We start from the raw sequence: 19544 nt of genomic DNA on the forward strand, positions 1-19544 counted from the left end.
CGTGGAACACCGCAAGCTCGGCTCAAGCAGCCTTTCCGTCTCTCTCGTCGGCCTCGGCACCAACAACTTCGGCGGCCGCATCGACCTCGAGGCATCGCGGAAGGTGATCCACGCCGCGCTCGACCACGGCGTCACGCATTTCGATACCGCCGACATCTACGGCAACAGCGGCGGCTCCGAGACGATCATCGGCCAGGTGCTGGGCGCACGGCGGAGCGAGGTCGTGCTGGTCACCAAGTTCGGCAAGCCGATGGCCGGCATCGTCGAAGACCGTCGCGGCAGCCGGCGCTACGTCATGAGCGCGGTCGAGGCGAGCCTCGCACGCCTCAAGACCGACCGCATCGATCTGCTCGTCATGCACGAGCCCGATCCCGCGACGCCGATCGAAGAGACGTTCCGCGCGCTGGAAGAATTGAAGAAGGCCGGCAAGGTGCTCCACATCGCCTGCTCGAATTTCCTCGCCGACGAGATCGACGACGCCACGGCAGAGGCGAAGAAACTCGGCATCGAAGGCTTCGTCGCCGCGCAGGACGAATACAGCCTGACCCATCGCGACCACGAGAAGTCGCTGTTTCCGGCGCTGCAGAAGAATCGCCTCAGCCTCGTGCCCTACTTCCCGCTGGGTGGCGGCGCGCTCACCGGCAAGTACCGCAAAGGCGCGCCGCTGCCTGCCGGCACGCGCCACAAGGAAGCCACGAGCCGCTTCCTCGCGCCGCACTGGGACGTGATCGAGGCGCTGCACGCCTTCGCCGACAGGCATGGCCGCACGATGGTCGAACTGGCGATGAGCTGGCTTGCGTCGAAGCCGCTGGTCGCCTCGATCATCGCCGGCGCCACCAAGCCGGAGCAGGTCGCGTCGAACGCGAAGGCCGTGGAGTGGAAGCTGACCGCGGCGGAGATCGCGGAGATCGACCGGATCACGGCGTAGGCAAGCGGCGCATAGATATCGGCGTCGCCGGGTAGGCGTGAATGTCACGGGCATAGGACGGGCAGGCGGAGCGCCACTCACTCTCCGCTTTGCCCGCGAAGGCGGGGACCCAGGTGAATCGACCGGGCACTGACGTACGAGGACCAAGCCAAGCTACCGCACCTGGGTCCCCGCTTTCGCGGGGAAAGCGGAGGGGAGGTTCGGTGCGCGCCGAGGCGCGGCAGTCCGAGGGTCTCGCGCGCCGGTCTCGAACGACCTCGGCCATTCGCATTTGCCCTGACAGGAGCCTGACCCCGTCCGCTTGCCCCGCGCAGGCGGGGGACCAGGTGCCAGATGCGAAGCACCAACCTTCGGGGTGTGCCCGGTTATCTACCTGATCCCCGCTTTCGCGAGGAAAGCGGAGGGGAGATTTGCTCGCGAGCTCCATGGGAAAGCGGTGGGGAGCCCGCCCGTGCGAGCGTGATGCGGAGGCAGGCGGGCCGGTGTGTCGCCACAACGCGTGACCCACGCCCGCCCATCATCGCAACCACCCGCCATGACCGAATCGTCCACCCCTTTCCGCACCGCTCTTCCGATGCCTCGAAATCCCCATCCAAGCCCATTCCCGCCTTGCCGCCCCTCGCTTTCATGCTAACATGTCAGCCACAAAACCAGCGTCATTTCATATGGATAGGCGGCTCCAATGGCCTCGGGATTTGTCGGTGCGGCGCCGCGGCGGGGGGTGTCCAAGGCGGTGCTGGTTTACGAGGATCTGCGCGCCTCGATCATCGATCTCGCGCTGAAGCCCGGCACCCGCCTCGACAAGCATGAGATCTGCGGCCGGCTCGGCATTTCGCGCCAGCCGCTGTCCGAGGCGGTGTCGCGTCTCGCCGGCGAGCGGCTGGTCGATGTCGAGCCGCAGAAGGGCACGTTCGTCGCTCGCATCCGCCTCTCCGACGTCGCCGAGGCATCGTTCGTCCGCCGCGCGCTGGAGGTTGCGACCGCCGCCGCCATCGCGAGCGCCATGGACGAGATGACCCTGAAGCGCCTCGACCGTCTGCTGACATACCAGGCGGCGACCATCGACGCGAAGGACTGGGAGGAGTTCTACGCCCTCGACGTCCGCTTCCATTCGATGCTGTTCGAGCGCATCGCGATGTCGCGCGTCGCCGCCGCCGTCGAAATCTCGCGCGCCCCGCTCGAGCGTGCCCGCCGCCTGCTGGTTCCCTCGCCGGGTCGCTCGGCCGAGACGCTGAAGGAGCATCGCGCCATCTGCGCCGCCTTCTCCGCGCGCAATCCCGAGACCGCGGCCTCGGCGATGGGCGCGCATCTCGATCGCGCGCTGGCTGAGATCAACCGCTTCGCCTCGCGCCAGCCCGATCTGTTCGAGGCGGCGTGAGCGCCTGCCGCTCCGGCGCGGCTGACGAATAGCTACATCGCAAAAAGAAACCGGGCCGGAGAGCATCCTCTCCGGCCCGGCTTTGATTCTCGAACCTCGGCCTAGTCGTAGAGGTTCGGCTTGATCTTCGGATCGTCGATGTTGTTCTTGTCGTACCAGTAGAAGCCGGTGTCGATGTGCTTCGGCGTCGCCTCGCCCTTGGCGGCGGCCACGGCGGCCTTCACCGTCTCGTAGCCGATGCCGACCGGGTTCTGCGTGATGGCGCCGTTGATCGTGCCGTCGCGGACGAAGTCGAGCTGTTCCTTGCCCGAGTCGTAGCCGATCACGACCACCTGGCTGCCGGCTTCCTTCTTGCCGATGCCGGTGCCGATCGCCGCGCCTTCGTTGGTGGCGAAGATGCCCTTCAGGTCGGTGTGGGCCTGCAGGATGGCCTTGGTGATTTCAGCCGACTTCAGGTGGTCGCCGCCGCCGTACTCGATGTCGACGATCTCGATCTTCGGGTACTTCGCCTTGATCTGGTTGACGAAGCCGTCGCGGCGCTCGATGCCGGTCTGGCTGGTCTGGTCGAACGACACGATGGCAATCTTGCCTTCGCCGCCGATCAGCTCCGACATCTTGTCCGCGGCGAGCGCCGCCGAGGCAAGGTTGTCGGTCGAGCACGACGTCACCGGAATGTCGCTGGCGACGCCGGAGTCGAACGCGATCACCGGGATCTTGGCGTCCTTGAACTGCTGCAGCAGCGGGATCGTCGCCTGGCTGTCGATGGCCGCGATGCCGATGGCGGCCGGATGCTTGGCGAGCGCCGCCGAGATCATGTCGAGCTGCCTGTCGACGGCGCCTTCGCCGTCCGGACCTTCGAAGGTCACGTCGACGTTGAAGTCCTTGGCGGCCTGTTCCGAGCCAAGCTTCACCGCCTGCCAGAACTGGTGCTGGAAGCCTTTCGAGATCAGCGCGATATAGGGCTTGTCTGCCGCCGACGACATGCCGGTCGAGACAACCAGTGCCGTGGCCCCGAGCAGGCCGAGCACGAAACGTCTATTCAACATGGTTCCTCCGAGGAAGGTTGTTTGTTTCTCTGTGATTGCGTTTTTGTGGGGCGTTCGCCCTTCTTGCTCTTGGCGTCCCCTTCGGGTGACGCGGGTTGATCCTCATGCGCGACGGCGCCTCAGGATGTCTGCGTAGACGGCGACGATGATGATCGAGCCGGTGACGACGATCTGCCATTCCTGCGGCACCGACAGGATGCGCAGGCCGTTGGCGACGACGCTGATGATGAGCGCGCCGATCATGGTGCCGAGCATCGTGCCGCGCCCGCCGCTGAGCGACGTGCCGCCGATCACCACCGCGGCGATGGCGTCGAGCTCGTAGCCCTGGCCGATCGACGGCTGCGCCGAATTGATGCGCGATGCGATCAGGATGCCGGCGACGCCGCAGACGCAGCCGGCGAGCGCGTAGATCGCGATCTTCCAGCCGTCGATGTTGACGCCGGAGAGGCGCAGCGCCTCCTCGTTCGAGCCCATCGCGAAGGTGAAGCGGCCGAGCGCGGTGCGCGCCAGGATGAACGCCGCGAGCCCGGCGACGGCAAAGAGGATGACCACGCCGTTCGGGATCGGCACTCCTGGAATTACCGCGCCGATGACCGAGCCGGTGGATATTTTTATGAAGTCCGGCGTGCCGGTGAAATAGATCGGTTTGGCGCCGCAGATCGCCAGCGACAGCCCCTTGTAGATCAGCATCATGCCGAGCGTGGCGATGAACGGCGGGATCTTGAGCTTGGCGATGAAGACGCCGGACACCGCGCCGCTGGCAAGCCCGACGAGCAGCGCGCCGGGCACGCCGATCCAGATAGGCAGGCCCCAGTTCGTGATGAACACGCCGGCCATCACGGAGCAGAACGTCATCAGCGTGCCCACCGAAAGATCGATGCCGCCCGATATGATGACCAGCGTCGCCGCCACGGCGAGCACGCCGTTCACCGACGTCGCCTGCAGGATGTTGATGATGTTTGCCGTCTGATAAAAATTGGACGACGCGATGCTGAAGCCGATGAACAGGACGATCAGCCCCGAGAACGCCAGCAGGCGGTGATAGACCGGCGAGCCGCGGAAATTCGCCGACGTGCCGGGCAGCGGCTCAGTGCGCGCTTCAGTCATCTCAGGCAGCCTCCTCCACAGAGCTTTGCCGTAGCGTCGCCAGCCGCATGATCTCCTCCTGTGACGAGCCGCCCGGCAGTACGCCGGTCAGACGCCCCTCGCACATCACCGCGATGCGGTGGCTGAGGCGGAGAATCTCCGGCAGCTCCGAGGATATCATGATGATCGCGCGGCCCTGGCCGGCGAGCGCGTTGAGCAGCTTGTAGATTTCGGATTTCGCCCCGACGTCGATGCCGCGCGTCGGCTCGTCGAAGATCAGGATCGGGCAGTCGCGCAGCAGCCACTTGGCGATGACCACCTTCTGCTGGTTGCCGCCGGAAAGGAACCGCGCCTCCTGCGTATCGGACGGCGTCTTGATCGCGAGCTGGCGGATGTATTGCCGCGCCGAGTCGCGCATCCTGTCTTCGTGCAGCCAGCCGATCGGGCCCATGAACCGCTCGATCGAGGCCATGGCGATGTTGTTGCGCACGTCGAGGCCGGTGACGAGGCCGAAGTGCTTGCGGTCCTCGCTGAGGTAGCCGATGCCGGCCTGCACCGCGTCCTTTGGCGAGCGCACCGAGACCTTCTTGCCGTCGACGTAAATCTCGCCGCCCTCGACCGGATCGGCGCCGAAGATCGCCCGCGCCACTTCCGTCCGCCCGGCGCCCATCAGGCCGGCGAGGCCGAGAATCTCGCCCTTGCGGACGCTGAACGAGACGTCGCGAATTTCCTTGCCGCGCCGCATGCCGCGCACTTCGAGCGCGATCGGCGTGTCCTCGCCGCCGCGTGCGCTCGCCGTCTCGTTGGTCAGCGTGCGGCCGACCATCATCGAGATGATCGTCTCGATCGGCGTCGTCGCCGCCGGCACGGTGCCGACGTATTCGCTGTCGCGCATCACCGTCACGCGGTCGGCGATGCGTTTGATCTCGTCCATCTTGTGCGAGATGTAGACGATGCCGACGCCGTCGGCCTTGAGCCGCGCGATGATCGCGAACAGCTCGTTGATCTCGGCGTCGTTCAGCGCCGCGGTCGGCTCGTCCATGATGAGCACGCGCGAGCTGAAGCTCAGCGCCTTGGCGATCTCTACCATCTGCTGCTTGGCGATGGTCAGCGTCTCGACCAGCGCGCGCGGGTCGAGCTTAAGGTGCATCGAGTGGAAGATCGCCGCGACGTTCGCGTTGAGCTTCTTCTCGTCGAGCAGCAGACCGCCGAAGGTGCGCGGCTCGCGGCCGATGAAGATGTTCTGCGCGGCGGTCAGGTGCCGCATCAGGCTCAGTTCCTGATGGATCATCGCGATGCCGAGGCGCTGCGCCTGGTGCGGGGTCGCGATCTCGACCGCCTCGCCGGCGAGCCGGATCTCGCCGCTGTCGCGCCGGTAAACCCCGGCGAGAATCTTCATGAGCGTCGACTTGCCGGCGCCGTTCTCGCCCATCAGGGCGTGGACTTCGCCGGGCATGAGTTCGAAGCGCGCCTTCGACAGCGCGCGCACGCCCGGGAAGGACTTATCGACATTGACCATTTCGACGAGGGCGGTCACGAGACCCTCGCTCGAATGGCTGGACACAGGGATGGGAAGCGCATGCGTATGGCCCTCCCAGCCCATATGCTGCAATCATAGACAAACAATCTATTCACAAATGAAAGCCTGTGGCAATATCGATTTCGCTCGTGCCGGCAGCAGCGATGGCGGCACAGGGGGCCTTGGGAGGGCGCATGAACATCGCGGAAGACCTCGAAAAGTATCGGGCCCCCGCGCTCGATAAGGGCCTCGACATCCTCGAACTGCTCGCCGGAACCGACGAGGGCCTCAGCCAGGCCGAGATTGCGAAATCCCTGGAGCGATCGCCGGCCGAGATCTACCGGATGCTCGACCGCCTGGTGCGCCGCGACTACGTCCGCCGCACCAGCGCCGACCGCTACGAGCTGACGCTAAAGCTGTTCGAACTGGCGCACACCTCGCCGCCCATCCGCCGCCTGGTCAGCCAGGCGACGCCGGTGCTCCGCCGCTTCGCCCGCGACGCCGAGCAGGCGGTGCATCTTGTCATCCATGACCGCAACATCCTGGTCGTGGTCGCGCAGGTCGACAGCCCGGGCTACTGGAACGTCTCGGTCCGCGTCGGCTCGCGTATCGGCCTCGTCAACACCGGCTCCGGCCACGTCTTCCTCGCCTTCGCCAGCGACGAGGAGCGCGCCTTCATGCTGGAAAACGAGCGCCAGCAGCGCAAGCTGCCCACCAATCTCCTGACGCGTTTCGCCCAGGTGCGCGAGCGCGGCTACGAGATCATGGAAAGCCAGCAGGTCGCGAGCGTGACCAACTTGTCCGTCCCGATCCTCGGCCCCCTGGGCAGCATCGTCGCCGCGCTCACCTGCCCCTATACGGTGCGCCTCGATAAGGCCGATGCTCCCGACCAGGCAGGCACGCTCAAGCTGCTGATCGCCACCGGCAACGAGATTTCGCAGCGCTCGCTATCCAAGGACTGAGTCTCACGCGGATGATCGTGCCCGACAGATTGACGCGACTCAGGCCCGCCTCTAGCACCGCCTTCAATTGCGCGAAGCAAACGGGGCGCCAATGCGACGGCTGGCTTTTGTCGGGTGGCTTCGCGTCTTCCTCATCGCGGTAGTCGTCGCGCATCACGCCGCCCAGGCCTATGGCCCGACCGCCGATCAATGGCCGGTCGAAGACCCCGCGAAGGCAGAGTGGTTCGGAGCGTTCTTCGCGCTGAACGCCACCTACTTCATGGGCTTCTTCTTCCTCATCGCGGGCTACTTCACCGGCAGCTCCTATGACCGCAAGGGGGGTGCCGCCTACGTCCGCGACCGGCTGGTGCGCCTCGGCGTCCCGCTTCTCTTCTTTGCGTTCATCGTCTTCCCGCTGTTCATCTACTACCAGCCCGGCCAGGTGACGCGGTTCGTCTCGCTGTACGTCACGGACTACATCGGCCACTGGAACATCGTCGTCGGCCACCTCTGGTTCGTGGAGCAGATTCTGGTTTACGGCCTGCTATACGCGCTGTGGCGCACGTTCCGCCCGCAGGCCGAGAGCGCATTGCCGCCGCCGAACTACTGGACCGTTCTGTTCTACGTGCTCGCGCTTGGCATCGTCGGCGTGCTGGTGCGGATCGCCTACCCGCAAGACGTTTGGGTCCATGTCCTGTGGCTTGTGCCGGTAGAGCCGGCCCACCTGCCGCAACACCTGAGCCTGTTCGTGATCGGCATCGTCGCCGGCCGCGGCGATTGGTTCAACAAGATCCCGGCGCGGATGGCGTGGTGGTTCCCGGTCGGCGTTGCCGCATTCGCGCTGGCGCTCGCCGTCAACGCGCTTCAGGGGCGGTCGCCGGCGCTGCTGGCCTTCCAGCCGCTCTGGGGCTTTTTCGAAGCCTTCGTCTGTGTCGGCGTGATTCTGGGGTCGACCGTGCTGTTCCGCACGTATTGCAATCGCCCCGGCCCATGGCTCGATCGCCTCGACGGCAACGTCTACGGCGTCTACCTGATCCACTGGTTCGTGGTGCTCGCGATCCAGGCCGCGATCCTGAATCTCGCAGCTTCAGCGACCGCGAAATTCGCGATCGTCACGGTCCTCGCGCTGGCGGTGAGCTTCGCGCTGTCCGTGTCCCTCAGGATACTGCCGGCCGTGCGCCGCGTCGTCTGAGGGTCAGTCCTTGGCGCGCTCGGCGTAGGAGCCGTCTTCCGTCATCACGATGATGCGCGTGCCGGCGACGATGTGACCTGGCACCAGCGTGCGCACGCCGTTCGACAGGATCGCCGGCTTGTAAGATGACGACGCGGTCTGCCCCTTCATCGTCGGCTCGGTCTCGACGACTTCGAGCGTCACGCGCTGCGGCAGCTCGATCGCGATCGGGATGCCGTTGTAGAGCGACAGATGCACGCTCATGTTTTCCTGCAGGTAGGGCGCATAGTCGCCGACGACGCTCTCCGGCACCGTCACCTGCTCGAAATTCTCGCCGTTCATGAACGTGTAGCCGTCGGCGTCCTTGTAGAGGTACGAGTAGTCGTGCTCATCGACGAACGCCCGCTCGAGCTGCTCGGTCGTCTTGTAGCGCTGCGACACCTTCACCCCGTCCGAGATGCGGCGCATGTCGATCTGGGTCGTCGGCGTGCCCTTGCCGGGATGGAAATTTTCGGCGGTCAGCACGACGAAAAGCTGGTTATCGACCTCGACGACGTTGCCCTTGCGGACCTGGCTGGCGATGACTTTCAAGGCACCCTCGATTATGGCTGGCCGGAAATTTGGCGGCACAATAGCGATTTTGGGCTACTCCGCCAGTGGGCCGGGGCGCCCGGACGTTAAGGATTGGCAGGATGGACGGACCACGGTTCTGGGACAGGGAGCGCCACGCCGACCGCCGGCCGTACCTGCTTTTCCGCAACCGCACGGTGGCGGCGCTTCGCAATGTGTTTGAGGCGGAAGGCTTCGTCGAGGTCGATACCGCGGCGCTCCAGGTGTCGCCGGGCAACGAGACGCACCTCCACGCCTTCGCCACCGAGATGATCGGCACCGGCGGCGCCCGCGTGCCGCGCTACCTGCACACCTCGCCCGAGTTCGCGATGAAGAAGCTGCTCGCCGCCGGCGAGGAGAAGATTTTCACCTTCGCCCACGTTTTCCGCAATCGCGAGCGCACGGCGCTCCACGCGCCCGAATTCACGATGGTCGAATGGTATCGCGCCAACGCGCCCCACGAGACCATCATGCAAGATTGCCTGACGCTGTTGCCGGTGGCGGCCGACACGCTGCGCTGGCGCGGCCGCGAGGCCGATCCGCATGCCGAGCCGGAAGTCCTCACCGTCGCCGAAGCCTTCGCCCGCCACGCCGGCATCGACCTCGCCGCGACGCGCGGCGATCGCGATCGTTTCGCGAAGGTCGCCGGCGTACGCATCGCCGCCGACGACACGTGGTCGGACATCTTCAGCCGCGTGCTCAGCGAAAAGATCGAACCCAATCTCGGCATCGGCCGCGTCACGCTGCTGACGGAATATCCGGTGAGCGAAGCCGCACTCGCCCGCGCCAAGCCCGGCGATCCGTCCGTCGCGGAACGCTTCGAGCTCTACGCCTGCGGCGTGGAACTTGCCAACGGCTTCGCCGAGCTCACCGACGCGGCCGAGCAGCGCCGCCGCTTCACCGCCGACATGGACGAGAAGGCGCGTATCTACGGCGAGCGCTGTCCGATCGATGAAGACTTCCTCGCCGCCCTCGCGCACATGCCGCCGGCCAGCGGCGTCGCGCTGGGCCTCGACCGGCTGGTGATGCTGGGCAGCGGCGCGACCGATATAGATCAGGTGCAATGGACCCCGGTGGATGCCACCGGGCTGGAGCAATGACGATGCTGGATGAACAAACGCGGGCACCCAACCTCCCCCTTGAGGGGAGGTCGAAGGTCGCCGATCGCAGCGATGGCGAGCTTCGGGAGGGGGGCGGGCCGGTTGAGCGAAATACCCCCTCCCGAAATCGCTCCGCAATTTCGACCTCCCCTCATGGGGGAGGTTTGCCCGGCCGTGCGACCCTCCGCCGTCCCGCCGACCTCGCCGCCGCCGATCTCATCCCGCCAACCGACGTCGCCGCACTGGAGCAGGTCGCCGCCCGCTACGCCGTCGCCATCACGCCCGCGATGACGGTGCTGATCGACCCTGCCGACGCCGGCGACCCGATCGCGCGCCAGTTCGTGCCCGATGTCAGCGAACTACACACCACGCCGGACGAACTCGCCGACCCGATCGGCGACGGCGCCCACGAGGTGACGCCCGGGCTGATCCACCGCTACCCCGACCGCGTGCTGCTGAAGTTCGTGTCCGCCTGCGCCGTCTACTGCCGCTTCTGCTTCCGCCGCGAGAGCGTCGGGCAGGGCGATGGCCTGTCGCGCGCCGAACTTGCGTCCGCGCTCGACTACATCCGCGCCCACTCCGAAATCTGGGAGGTCATCGTCTCCGGCGGCGATCCGCTGATCGCCACGCCGCGCCGCCTCGCCTCGCTCGTCGCCAACATCGCCGCGATCCCGCATGTGAAGATCGTGCGCTTCCACACGCGCATCCCGGTCGTGGCGCCCGAACGCGTGACGCCCGAACTGATCGCATCGCTGAAGGCCGACGGACTGACGCCGTGGGTCGCGATCCACGCCAACCATCCGCGCGAGTTGACGGCGGAGGCGCGCGGCGCGCTGGCCCGCCTCGCCGATGCCGGCATCCCGCTGGTCAGCCAGACCGTGCTGCTCCGCGGCGTCAACGACGATGCGGCAACGCTCGCCGCGCTGATGCGCGCCTTCGTCGAGGCGCGCGTGAAGCCGTACTACCTGCACCACGCCGATCTCGCGCCGGGCACCGCCCATTTCCGCACGACCATCGACGAGGGGCAGGCGCTGATGCGGGCGTTGCGCGGCACGCTGTCGGGCATTGCCCAGCCGACCTACGTCCTCGACATCCCCGGCGGCCATGGCAAGGTGCCGATCGGCCCGACATATGTCGGCGAGCGCGAGGTGAAGGATCCGGCGGGCGCGACGCACGTCTATCCGCCAGAGGCGTGATCCTCGCGCTCGTGGTGCCGCCCGATGCACGCCTGACGGCCTGAAGCCGCCCCGTCACAGGACTGTCATCTGCCTCCGCCAAATAGCCGGCTGGCTAGACGGGAGCGCGAAAAAGTGGCCGATCCGGTTTATAACGTACTCTTTCTCTGCTCGGCCAACTCGGCCCGCTCGATCATGGCCGAGGCGATCCTCAACCGCGACGGCAAGGGCCGCTTCCGCGCCTTTTCGGCCGGCAGCCGTCCGTCCGGCACCGTCGCCGAGCACGCGCTGACGCTGCTGAAGACGCTGAACTACGACACCGCGTCGTTCCGCTCGAAGGGCTGGGACGAGTTCGCGCGGCCGGGCGCGCCGGAGATGGATTTCATCTTCACGGTTTGCGACGAGGCCGCCGGCGAAACCTGCCCGGTCTGGCCGGGCCATCCCGCGAGCGCCCACTGGAGCGTCCCCGATCCGGCCAAGGCCACCGGCACCCACGCCGAAGTCTCCGCTGCCTACGACGACGCCTACCGGATGCTCGCCACCCGTATCGGCCTCTTCATCAACCTGCCGCTCGCGAAGCTCGACCACGTCGCGCTCCACAAGCACCTCACCGACATCGGCGCCGGCCGAAGCGTCTCCGCCTGACCTAGCTCCCGTCCGCCTCGAAGCCGACGCGCGCGTGCGAGCCGTCGCAGAACGGCTTCGAGCGCGAGTTGCCGCAGCGGCAGAGGCGCGCGCGCGTCACGCGTTCCACCGTCCGGCCCGTGCCTGAGCAGATTTCCAGGTTGCCGCTGATTTCCAGCGGACCGTTCCGCTGCGGATCGACCACCAGCGTGCCGTCGCGCATGGCGAGCGGATCGGACTTCCGCGTTCCCGGTTCTCCGGTCGCCGCAAAGCCGACGGCGTTGTGCGAGCCGTCGCAGAACGGCTTGCGCTTCGAGGCGCCGCAGCGGCAGAGCGTGGCGCGGAAGCCGACGTCCACGTCGCCGATCTTGAGCGCCGCGCGAAAGGCATAGGGTCCGTTCTCGCGCAGGTTCACGACGTTCACCGCCGGCGCCGCTTCCTCCGGCCCGCCGTCCTTGCGGGCGTAGCGGATGGCGCCGGAAGGGCATTCGTGCGCGATGCGGATCACGTCGTCCTTGGGCATCGCGTCGGGATAGATCCACGTCCCCGGCGTATTGGCGCGGAAAACTTTCGGCGCGCCGAGCACGCAGAAGCGCGCGTGGATGCACCGCTTGCCGGTGTAGTGGATGGCGATGTCGGTGCCCTCCACGACCTCGACGCGGTCGATGCCGGCGCCCGACGGCAGGTCGTCCGGCTTCGGTATCACCGGCGGCGCGCTCGGCTCGAGCGGGATCGGCTGCACCGGCGCGACCGGCGCCGCGACCTTGCTGGTCACGGTGGCAATCTCAGGCAGGCCGAACTTGGCGCCCAGCTTCTCGATCGCCTCGGCAATGTGCGCCAGTTCGTGCCCGGTCGGGCAGACGGAGCGCGCATGGTGCGCCATCTCGATGAAGCGCTCGGCGATCATGCGCGCCTCGCCCGGCCCGCGCGGCAGCCGGGCGAAATCGCGCAGCATCGTGAAGGTGACGCCGGCGTTGACGCCGGGATGCGCCTTGCCCGCCGGCAGCGAGGCGAGATATGGCCCGATCTCGGTCAGCACGAACATCAGGTCGATGGCCGCGTCGAGGTACATCTTCTTCGCCGCCTGGTCGTCGGCGGTGCGGCCGTAGCTTTGCACGAGACAACGCAGCGCATGGCTGTAGACGGCGTTGGCGAGGTCGAGCACTTTCGCTGCCATCGGGTTGTCGATGTACACCCGGTTTTCCGGATTCATCGGCGCATGCATCACCGGATTGTGGGCGACCGGGAACGCCGGCTCGAAGGTCGGATCGTTCGCGACGAATTCTTCGAATTCCCGCCGCACGCGTACGAACCGGCTGTAGTGGCTGTCCTCGCTGTGGTCGGGCGCGCCCTCACCCTGCTCGATGATCGTCTCGATCGCGCCCTCGGCTGTCTTGAGGTCGCTGACCGTCATGATGCCGGGCAGATGCACGTCGTCCGGGCCGATCTGGGCGGCGACGTCGCCGCAGAACAGCGACGCCTCGCCGATGTGATGCGCCATGACGTCGAAGCCGTGGCGAATGCCGCGATAGAGATGGCCGACGGTGTTGTAGTCCTGCCCGTGCGGCATCAGCCGCCCCTTCGGCTGCGTGCGGTGGTAGTCGGCGGGATGCACGAACTCGGTCGAGTCGGTGAGCTCCTTCCCCTCCGGCCGCTCGAGATAGATGAAATGATCGAGCACCGCCGGCGAGAAGCGCGCCAGCTCGACCACGACGCCGGTCGGGTGATAGCCGGCGGGGATCGGAAAATTCGGCCGCGACAGGTGCGGTGAGCCGCCGATCGCCGAGGTCAGGTTGCCGACCAGCGCGAGGTGCGTCATCTCCTCGACTGCGACCGAGATGATGCCGCGCTTCCAGCGGCTGACGGCTTCCGCCTGCCGGGCGGTCAGCCCGTCGCGCTCGCCGCGCTTCAGGCTCCACGCGGCGTAGAGGTAGCAGCACATGAGATTGTGCTCGATCGCCGCCGCCTCGGCCAGCAGGTAGATCAGCTCCTCGCGCGTCTCGATCCGGATTTTTGGTTCTTCTTGTTGGGTCATTTCCGGCAATCTTGGCACAAGCAAATTAGGCGCGCGACTCTCGGGTAACGGTATACCGCAGGGTCGCGATGCTGCGATGTTATGAACATCTCCAGCAACAATTGAAGAGGCGCGGAGCGCCGAAGGCGCGACAGGGAAGAAACAAGACAAGAGGCGGGGAGCGCCGAAGGCGCGACAGGGAAGAAACAAAACAAGAGGCGGGGAGCGCTGAAGGCGCGACAGGGAGAAACAAAACAAGAGGCGGGGAGCGCCAAAGGCGCGACAGGGAAGAAACAAGGCAAGAGGCGGGGAGCGCCGAAGGCGCGACAGGGAAAAAGAAATGAACAAGGAAACGTCGATGGCAAAGGCCGACACCGCAGGCACCCGCGAGAAGCCGTGGCAACTGAAGACGCCCGGCGGCAAGGCCGAGTTTACCGCCTTCCGCGATCCCGCCCTCGACCCGCCGGCGCTGGTCGTCCAGTCGGGCAAGACGGAGCTCCGCTATCACCTGCGCGCCATCGAAGACCTGCACGCGATGCTGAAGGCGCACGGCGACTGGATGCTGCTTGGCGGCGCCGACGAGCAGAAGCCGGTGACCGAGGGAACGGTCGAGGCCTGGGCGCGCTCGCCGAAAAATCCGGTGAAGGGTTGGTACGGCCTGAAGAAGGGCCTGCGCGGGCGCTTCGCCGTCTATGTTCCGCCGGTGATGAAGGTGCTGGGCCTGGCTGAGGTCGAGGACAACCCGCGCAACAACCGCACGCGCGCGCTCTAGGCGACCGCCGCGTCGTTGTCGCGCGCCGAGCGCCAGCGGCGGCGGTCGGTCTCGCTGGGCGTGAGCGGCGCGGCGTAGTCGATGCGATCGCGGCCGCCGGTCTTCGCCATGTAGAGGGCGCGGTCGGCGTCGGCGTAGAGCTGGTTGAAGCTGGCGCCGGGCTGGCGGAGCGCGACGCCGGCCGAGAGCGTCACGTTGACCGCGGCCTCGCCGACGATGATCGGCGCCGCGGCGAGATGATCGCGGAGCGCCCACAGCGCATCGAGCACCGCTTCCATTTCCTTGTTGCCGGAAAGCAGCGCGAATTCCTCGCCGCCCAGCCGGCAGACGAGGCCGAGATGCGCCAGATGATCGACCATCGCGTTGCCCACCTCCTGGATGACGGTATCGCCGGCGATGTGCCCGTGCGCGTCGTTGATCCGCTTGAACCAGTCGATGTCGAAGATCACCAGGATCAGCGCCACGGCCGCCTTCGCCTCCGCCGCCTCGATCAGCGCGCGGCGGTTGGCGAGGCCCGTCAGCGGATCGGTGCGCGACAGCTTGTCGACCACCTGCTTGGCGCGGAAGAGCTCGAGGTGCGCCTTGCCGATGGTGCGCGTGATCGGCGCCGCGATCGCGAGCGCCAGCGCCGCCGTGATCGCCCACGAGCGCAGCGCCACCCCCCACGTCTCGAAGAAGATGAGCTGGTTGACGACATCGGTGCCGACCGCGATCGCCACGCACAGCGAGGTGATGCGCGCGACGAATCCGACCAGTTCGGGATTGCTCCGGATGCGCGTGCTGAGATAGCGGCGGAAGAAGCCGCGGCGCGGTTGCTGGCTTTGCATGGTCGGTAGAACTACCAGCCTGATCGCAAAAGCGAGGTTAGGGAAAAGAGTCAATTTTCCCCGAATTAGGCCGAAATCCGCGAGGTTCGGCTAATATTCCCGCTCGTAGGTCAGACCGACCTTGCCCGAGCCATCCTGCCCGGCCTCGCCCCGCGCCTTGAGATTCTTGGTCAGGTCGAGGTCGATGGTCACCCGGCCGGCGGCGCTGTCGGTGCCCGCCTCGACTCCGACGCGGATGTTGTCGTTGATGCGCTTGGCGACGCCCACCGTCGTGCCGCCATTGGCGCTCTGCCGGATGTCGAGGTCGTCGAGCCCGGTCGCCTCGCGGATGCGCGCGAAGATGCCGCCGCCCGACGACACGCCGGTGAGCTGCGCTACCGCGTCGATGAGTTGTGCGGCCTGCAGCGGCGACAGCGTCCCGACGCTGCGCTCGAACAGGAGGCGCGAGAGGATCTCCTCCTGCGGCATGTCGGGCGAGGAGGTGAAGCTGATCTGGGGATCGTTCGCCGGCCCGGTGACATGCAGCGTCACGGTGCCGTCCGTGGTCGTCGCCAGCGCCTCGAAGTCGAGCAGCGGTACGAGATCGCCGGCAAAGGTCAGCGTGCCGCTCTGGAAATCGAAACGCCGGCCGAGCGCCTCAATGCGCCCGCGCCGCATCTGGAAGCCGCCCGCCGTCTGCGGGTTGCCGGTCGTGCCGGTGAGGTGCAGCGAGCCGCCAAGCTCGGAGTCGATGCCGAAGCCGCGCACGAAGACGCCGGAGTTGCCGGTGAGGTTGATGTCGAGGCGCAGGCCGCCGCTGCCCGCCGCCGGCCCGCGCGCTTTCGCCGTCTCGCGCGCCTTCGGCGGCACGAAGCCGCGCGGCGCGTTGACGTGCTTGACGTCGATGGCGGTGGCCGAGCCCGCCAGCCGCTCCGGCAACTGTATCTCCGTCCGCCCGAGATCGACCGTCCCGGACACGGTGCCGTTGCCGAGGACCGGTCCGTTGATGGCGAGGTCGGCGTTGAAGGTCGTGTTGATCAGGTTGCCGTCGGCATAGCGGCCGTTGGCGACGCGCACGGTGAGCTGCGCCGGCAATCCGGCGTCGGCAATGCCGACCGAGCCAGCGACGGTGATGTCGCCGCCCTGCGCGAGTTTTCCGACCAGCGACTGGATCGTGGCGCGCTGCCCGTCGAAACCGATGCGTCCCGTCGCGCCGGCGATGCCGAAGCCGGTGTTGGTATCGGCGACGGTCGCATTGTTCAGATCGACCGTGCCGGAGGTGGCGACGTTGGCGAGCGAGCCGGAGAGTGCGAGGTTCACCTGTGCGTTGCCGGCGAGGCGGAGTTCGCGGTTGGATTCCAGTGCCAGCAGCGCCAGCGGCGCCGTGCCGTTGGCGCGCACCGACAGGCCCGGCCCGGAGAAGGGCACGTCGCCGGCGATGTCGAGCGCCAGCCCGGCGCCGGCCAGCCGCGCCGTCAGGTTCGTGGTCTTGGCGGTGGCGTTGCCGCGCGCCGACAGCGTCAGGCCGGGCAGGCCGGCGTTGCGTGTGGCGGCGACGCGCGCTCCCGTCCAGTCCGCCTGCCACGCGATCGCGGGCGCCGCCGCCGGGCCGGTGATCCGCGCCTGGCCGGTGATCGTGCCCTCGGCGCCGAGCGTCGGGGCGAAGCCGTTCACGACGGTGGCCGCGACCTGGTCGAGCGCGACCGTGAGATTGAGTTGCGGCGCCACGGCGCCATCGACGCGCACCGTGCCGCCGCCGAGCGCCAGCACCGCGCCGGAGATGCCCGAGCCGGCGTTGCCGAGGTTGATCGTCACCGGCGAGCTGAGCGCCACCGGCAGGTTGAACGCGCGCCCGTTAAGCGCGTCGATGCGCACCGCGTTGCCGCCCGTGGCGGCGGCGAGCGAACCGGAGCCGGACAGATCGATGTCGCGTCCGCGCGCCGTCGCCGTGAAGCGCGTCGCGCCGCCGGCGACATTGGCCGTCGCGTCGGCGGTGTCGATGTGAAAGCCGCCGATGTTTAGCGCCGTCGCCGTCGCGTTTCCGGTGACCAGCGGCGTCCCGAACGCATCGTCGATGTGCACGTCGCCGGAAATCTTGCCTGCCGCGATGGTCTGGTAGCTGACGCCGTCGCCGGTGAAGCTCACGGCCAGCGACTGCCGCGCGCCGTCCGGCGCGAACGCGATCTTCGCCTCGCCGCTGCCCGATGCCGGCACCAGCGCCAGCGCCGCGAGCGTCGCAAGGTTGGGCGCGCTGACCGACAGCGTGCCGGAGAACGGCCCCTCGGCGGTGCGCGTCACCGAGCCGGTGATGCGGTTGTCGCCGATCGCGAGATCGACGTCCGGGAATGCGAGGGAACCCAGCGCATCCAGCGTCGCGCTGGCCTTGCCGGTCAGCGGCTTGCCGGCGAACCCGCCGGACAGCGTCAGCGCCGCCAGCCAGCCCGTGTCGGACGGCGCGCTGTTCACCTTCACGGTGGCGTTCTCGACGCTCTGGCCGAGCAGGGTGCCGCTGGCGATGGTCACGGTCGCGTTCACCGCCGGCCGCGCGATGGCGCCCGACACCGTCGCGTCGAATGTTGCCGCGCCGCTCGACTGATCGGCGATCAGCGCGAGGTTGGCGATGCCGCCCGTGGCCGTGCCGACCACGGTGCCGTTCGCGAGCGCGAACTTGCCGGTGGCGTTGAGCGCACCGCCGGTGATCGCGAGATCGTCGATGGTGAAGCCGTCCGCCTTCGCGCCAAGCGTCGCTGCAATCTGCATTTGCCCACGCATCAGCTTCGCCAGCGTCGGCTCGCCGGGATCGAGGTCGGTCGCGGTCGCCGTGACCTTGAACGCGGACTCCGCCGCGAACGTGCCGGACGCCTTCGCCGACAGCGCACCGGCGACGCTGCGCCCGACAAGCGGCGCCAGCGGCCGGATGTCGGCAAAGTCCGCGGCGGCTTCGCCCTTGGCGCCCTCCGCCGACAGCGTGCCGGTAAAGGTCGCGGTGCCGCCGGCGATGCCGAGTTTCGCATTCGTGGTGGCGACCGAGGTCGCCGTGTCGAACGTGCCGTCGGCGTCGAGGATGACGGGCGATCCGCCGACCGACTCGATGCGGCCCGTCGCCGTCTGCACCGCGTCGGCCTCGACGCGCGCCGCGAACGGCAACTGGCCGGCGGCGAGCGGGTTCGCCTTCGGCGCCTCGACCGCGAGCGAAAGTCCGAGACCGGGGATGGTCACCGCGCCGGTCGCAAGCCCGGTGGCGCGGCCGGCTAGTTCCATGCGCACGCGGTCGCCGGAGGGCGCGACCTTGCCGGTGAGCGCGAGATTCTCGACACGCGTCGGCGGATTGGTGAACGGCACGCGGAGCGTCCCGCCGCCGGCCTTCGCCGCGTCGAGCTTCACCGCGAGGTCGGCGACCGCGTCGCTGAACGAGCCGGAAACTTCGGCGTGGACGTTGCCGGTCGACAGTGTGCCCTGCCGCACGGCGATCGCCGGCAGTGCGCCGGGCCCCGGCGTCCAGTCGGCGTCGACGGCAAGCGCGATCGCGCCGGAGAGCAGGTCGGCGTACTCCTGCGGCACCAGCTCGGCGAAGTCGCCGTCGCCCTTGGCGGTGACGTGCGTGCCGCCGTTCGCAATCGGCGCCAGCGCGAAGTCGCCGGCAAAGCGCGCCGCGCCGTTGGAGGAAAGCGACAGCGAACCAGTCACCGCATCGCCATCGACGGCGCTCTTGGCGGCGAGGCGGTAGCCCGGCCCGTTGGCGCGGCCGATCAGGCCGGTAAGGATGCCGTCGGCGTCCTCGGCGAGTTCGATGTCGGCCGCGAACGGCGCGCTGCCGTTGGCCCGGCTGAAGGTCGCCGCGAGCGTGCCGGTGTGACCGTCGATGCGGTTGGCGTGCACCTCGCCGGCCACGCGCCCGCCGGCGCCGGAGACGAGCGACCCGGTCAGCGCCAGCGCCGCCGGCCGTCCGGCGAGATCGGCGCCGAGTTCCAAGCGTGCCACCGATACGGCGTTGGCGGCAAAGGGCAGGGCGGCACCGCCACCACCGCCACCGGCGATGTGCGGCTGGCGCGCGATGGCGATCCGGTCGGCGGCGAGCGAATCGAAACTGATCGCGCCGACGAGCAGCGCCGTCGTCTTGATGTCGATGGCGAGATTGTCGATTTCGGCGAACACGCCGTCGGCATCCGCGATGGTGATGCGCGCCGCGCCGAGCGTGAACGGCGGCCAGCCCGATGCGCCGTCGATCGCGACGACGAGACCGGCGCCCGCCGCGCCCTTCTCGATCTGGCTGACGACGATGCCGCGGCCGAACGGCGTCGCGAGCGCGAGGCCCGCGACGACCACGACCGCAACGACCGCGATCAGGAGATAGCGAAGGACGCGCCGCATCTCG

The 19544-nt window shown here is 67.9% G+C and carries 15 protein-coding genes; 8 read left to right on the forward strand and 7 right to left on the reverse strand.

Features of this window, described 5'->3' with window-relative positions; genetic code table 11:
* The first annotated feature begins 1 nt into the window (after position 1).
* Complete coding sequence (locus tag WDM94_02750) at positions 2–928, forward strand: aldo/keto reductase (protein ID MEJ0011543.1); 927 nt, start codon at positions 2–4, stop codon at positions 926–928.
* Between the two features lie 682 nt (positions 929–1610).
* On the forward strand, positions 1611–2306 hold the full coding sequence (locus WDM94_02755) for a GntR family transcriptional regulator (GenBank protein ID MEJ0011544.1): 696 nt from the start codon (positions 1611–1613) through the stop codon (positions 2304–2306).
* 101 nt (positions 2307–2407) lie between these two features.
* On the opposite strand, the gene WDM94_02760 is transcribed toward WDM94_02755, so the two are convergent.
* The 3 genes from WDM94_02760 to WDM94_02770 form a co-directional block, all read right to left on the reverse strand.
* Positions 2408–3352, reverse strand: coding sequence for an ABC transporter substrate-binding protein (locus WDM94_02760; GenBank protein ID MEJ0011545.1), 945 nt, complete (start codon positions 3350–3352; stop codon positions 2408–2410).
* Between the two features lie 102 nt (positions 3353–3454).
* Entirely contained in the window at positions 3455–4459 is a 1005-nt protein-coding gene (locus tag WDM94_02765; protein ID MEJ0011546.1) for an ABC transporter permease, read from the reverse strand.
* Between the two features lies 1 nt (position 4460).
* Positions 4461–5957 (reverse strand): sugar ABC transporter ATP-binding protein, encoded by a 1497-nt coding sequence (locus WDM94_02770; GenBank protein MEJ0011547.1) that lies wholly within the window; start codon positions 5955–5957, stop codon positions 4461–4463.
* 194 nt (positions 5958–6151) lie between these two features.
* Here WDM94_02770 and WDM94_02775 point away from each other — a divergent pair, with 194 nt between their 5' ends.
* Both WDM94_02775 and WDM94_02780 read left to right on the forward strand, forming a co-directional pair.
* Positions 6152–6919, forward strand: a complete 768-nt coding sequence (locus tag WDM94_02775) for an IclR family transcriptional regulator (protein ID MEJ0011548.1) — start codon at positions 6152–6154, stop codon at positions 6917–6919.
* Positions 6920–7010: 91 nt separating this feature from the next.
* Positions 7011–8090: an acyltransferase family protein gene (locus WDM94_02780; protein ID MEJ0011549.1), complete on the forward strand. Its 1080-nt coding sequence runs from the start codon at positions 7011–7013 to the stop codon at positions 8088–8090.
* Between the two features lie 3 nt (positions 8091–8093).
* Here WDM94_02780 and efp read toward each other — a convergent pair whose 3' ends face one another.
* On the reverse strand, positions 8094–8660 hold the full coding sequence (gene efp / locus WDM94_02785) for an elongation factor P (protein MEJ0011550.1): 567 nt from the start codon (positions 8658–8660) through the stop codon (positions 8094–8096).
* Positions 8661–8761: 101 nt separating this feature from the next.
* Here efp and epmA point away from each other — a divergent pair, with 101 nt between their 5' ends.
* The 3 genes from epmA to WDM94_02800 all read left to right on the forward strand — a co-directional run bounded on the left by epmA (position 8762) and on the right by WDM94_02800 (position 11598).
* A complete protein-coding gene (gene epmA, locus WDM94_02790; protein MEJ0011551.1) occupies positions 8762–9778 on the forward strand; it encodes an EF-P lysine aminoacylase EpmA in 1017 nt (338 codons plus the stop codon).
* 164 nt (positions 9779–9942) lie between these two features.
* A complete protein-coding gene (locus WDM94_02795) occupies positions 9943–10974 on the forward strand; it encodes a lysine-2,3-aminomutase-like protein (protein MEJ0011552.1) in 1032 nt (343 codons plus the stop codon).
* Positions 10975–11088: 114 nt separating this feature from the next.
* On the forward strand, positions 11089–11598 hold the full coding sequence (locus tag WDM94_02800) for an arsenate reductase ArsC (protein MEJ0011553.1): 510 nt from the start codon (positions 11089–11091) through the stop codon (positions 11596–11598).
* A gap of 1 nt (position 11599) precedes the next feature.
* Here the strand turns inward: WDM94_02800 and WDM94_02805 are convergent, their stop codons facing one another.
* Positions 11600–13612: a ferritin-like domain-containing protein gene (locus WDM94_02805; GenBank protein ID MEJ0011554.1), complete on the reverse strand. Its 2013-nt coding sequence runs from the start codon at positions 13610–13612 to the stop codon at positions 11600–11602.
* A 319-nt stretch (positions 13613–13931) separates the two neighbouring features.
* Here WDM94_02805 and WDM94_02810 point away from each other — a divergent pair, with 319 nt between their 5' ends.
* Complete coding sequence (locus WDM94_02810) at positions 13932–14363, forward strand: DUF6855 family protein (GenBank protein ID MEJ0011555.1); 432 nt, start codon at positions 13932–13934, stop codon at positions 14361–14363.
* On the opposite strand, the gene WDM94_02815 is transcribed toward WDM94_02810, so the two are convergent.
* Together WDM94_02815 and WDM94_02820 are read right to left on the reverse strand one after the other, a co-directional pair.
* Positions 14360–15190 carry a GGDEF domain-containing protein gene (locus WDM94_02815; GenBank protein MEJ0011556.1) on the reverse strand — a complete coding sequence of 277 codons (831 nt, stop codon included), beginning with the start codon at positions 15188–15190 and terminating at the stop codon, positions 14360–14362. The genes WDM94_02810 and WDM94_02815 overlap by 4 nt on opposite strands.
* Positions 15191–15280: 90 nt before the next feature.
* Positions 15281–19540 (reverse strand): translocation/assembly module TamB domain-containing protein, encoded by a 4260-nt coding sequence (locus tag WDM94_02820; GenBank protein MEJ0011557.1) that lies wholly within the window; start codon positions 19538–19540, stop codon positions 15281–15283.
* Positions 19541–19544: the final 4 nt, after the last annotated feature.

The sequence above is a fragment of the Bauldia sp. genome (assembly GCA_037200845.1).
GTDB lineage: Bacteria > Pseudomonadota > Alphaproteobacteria > Rhizobiales > Kaistiaceae > DASZQY01.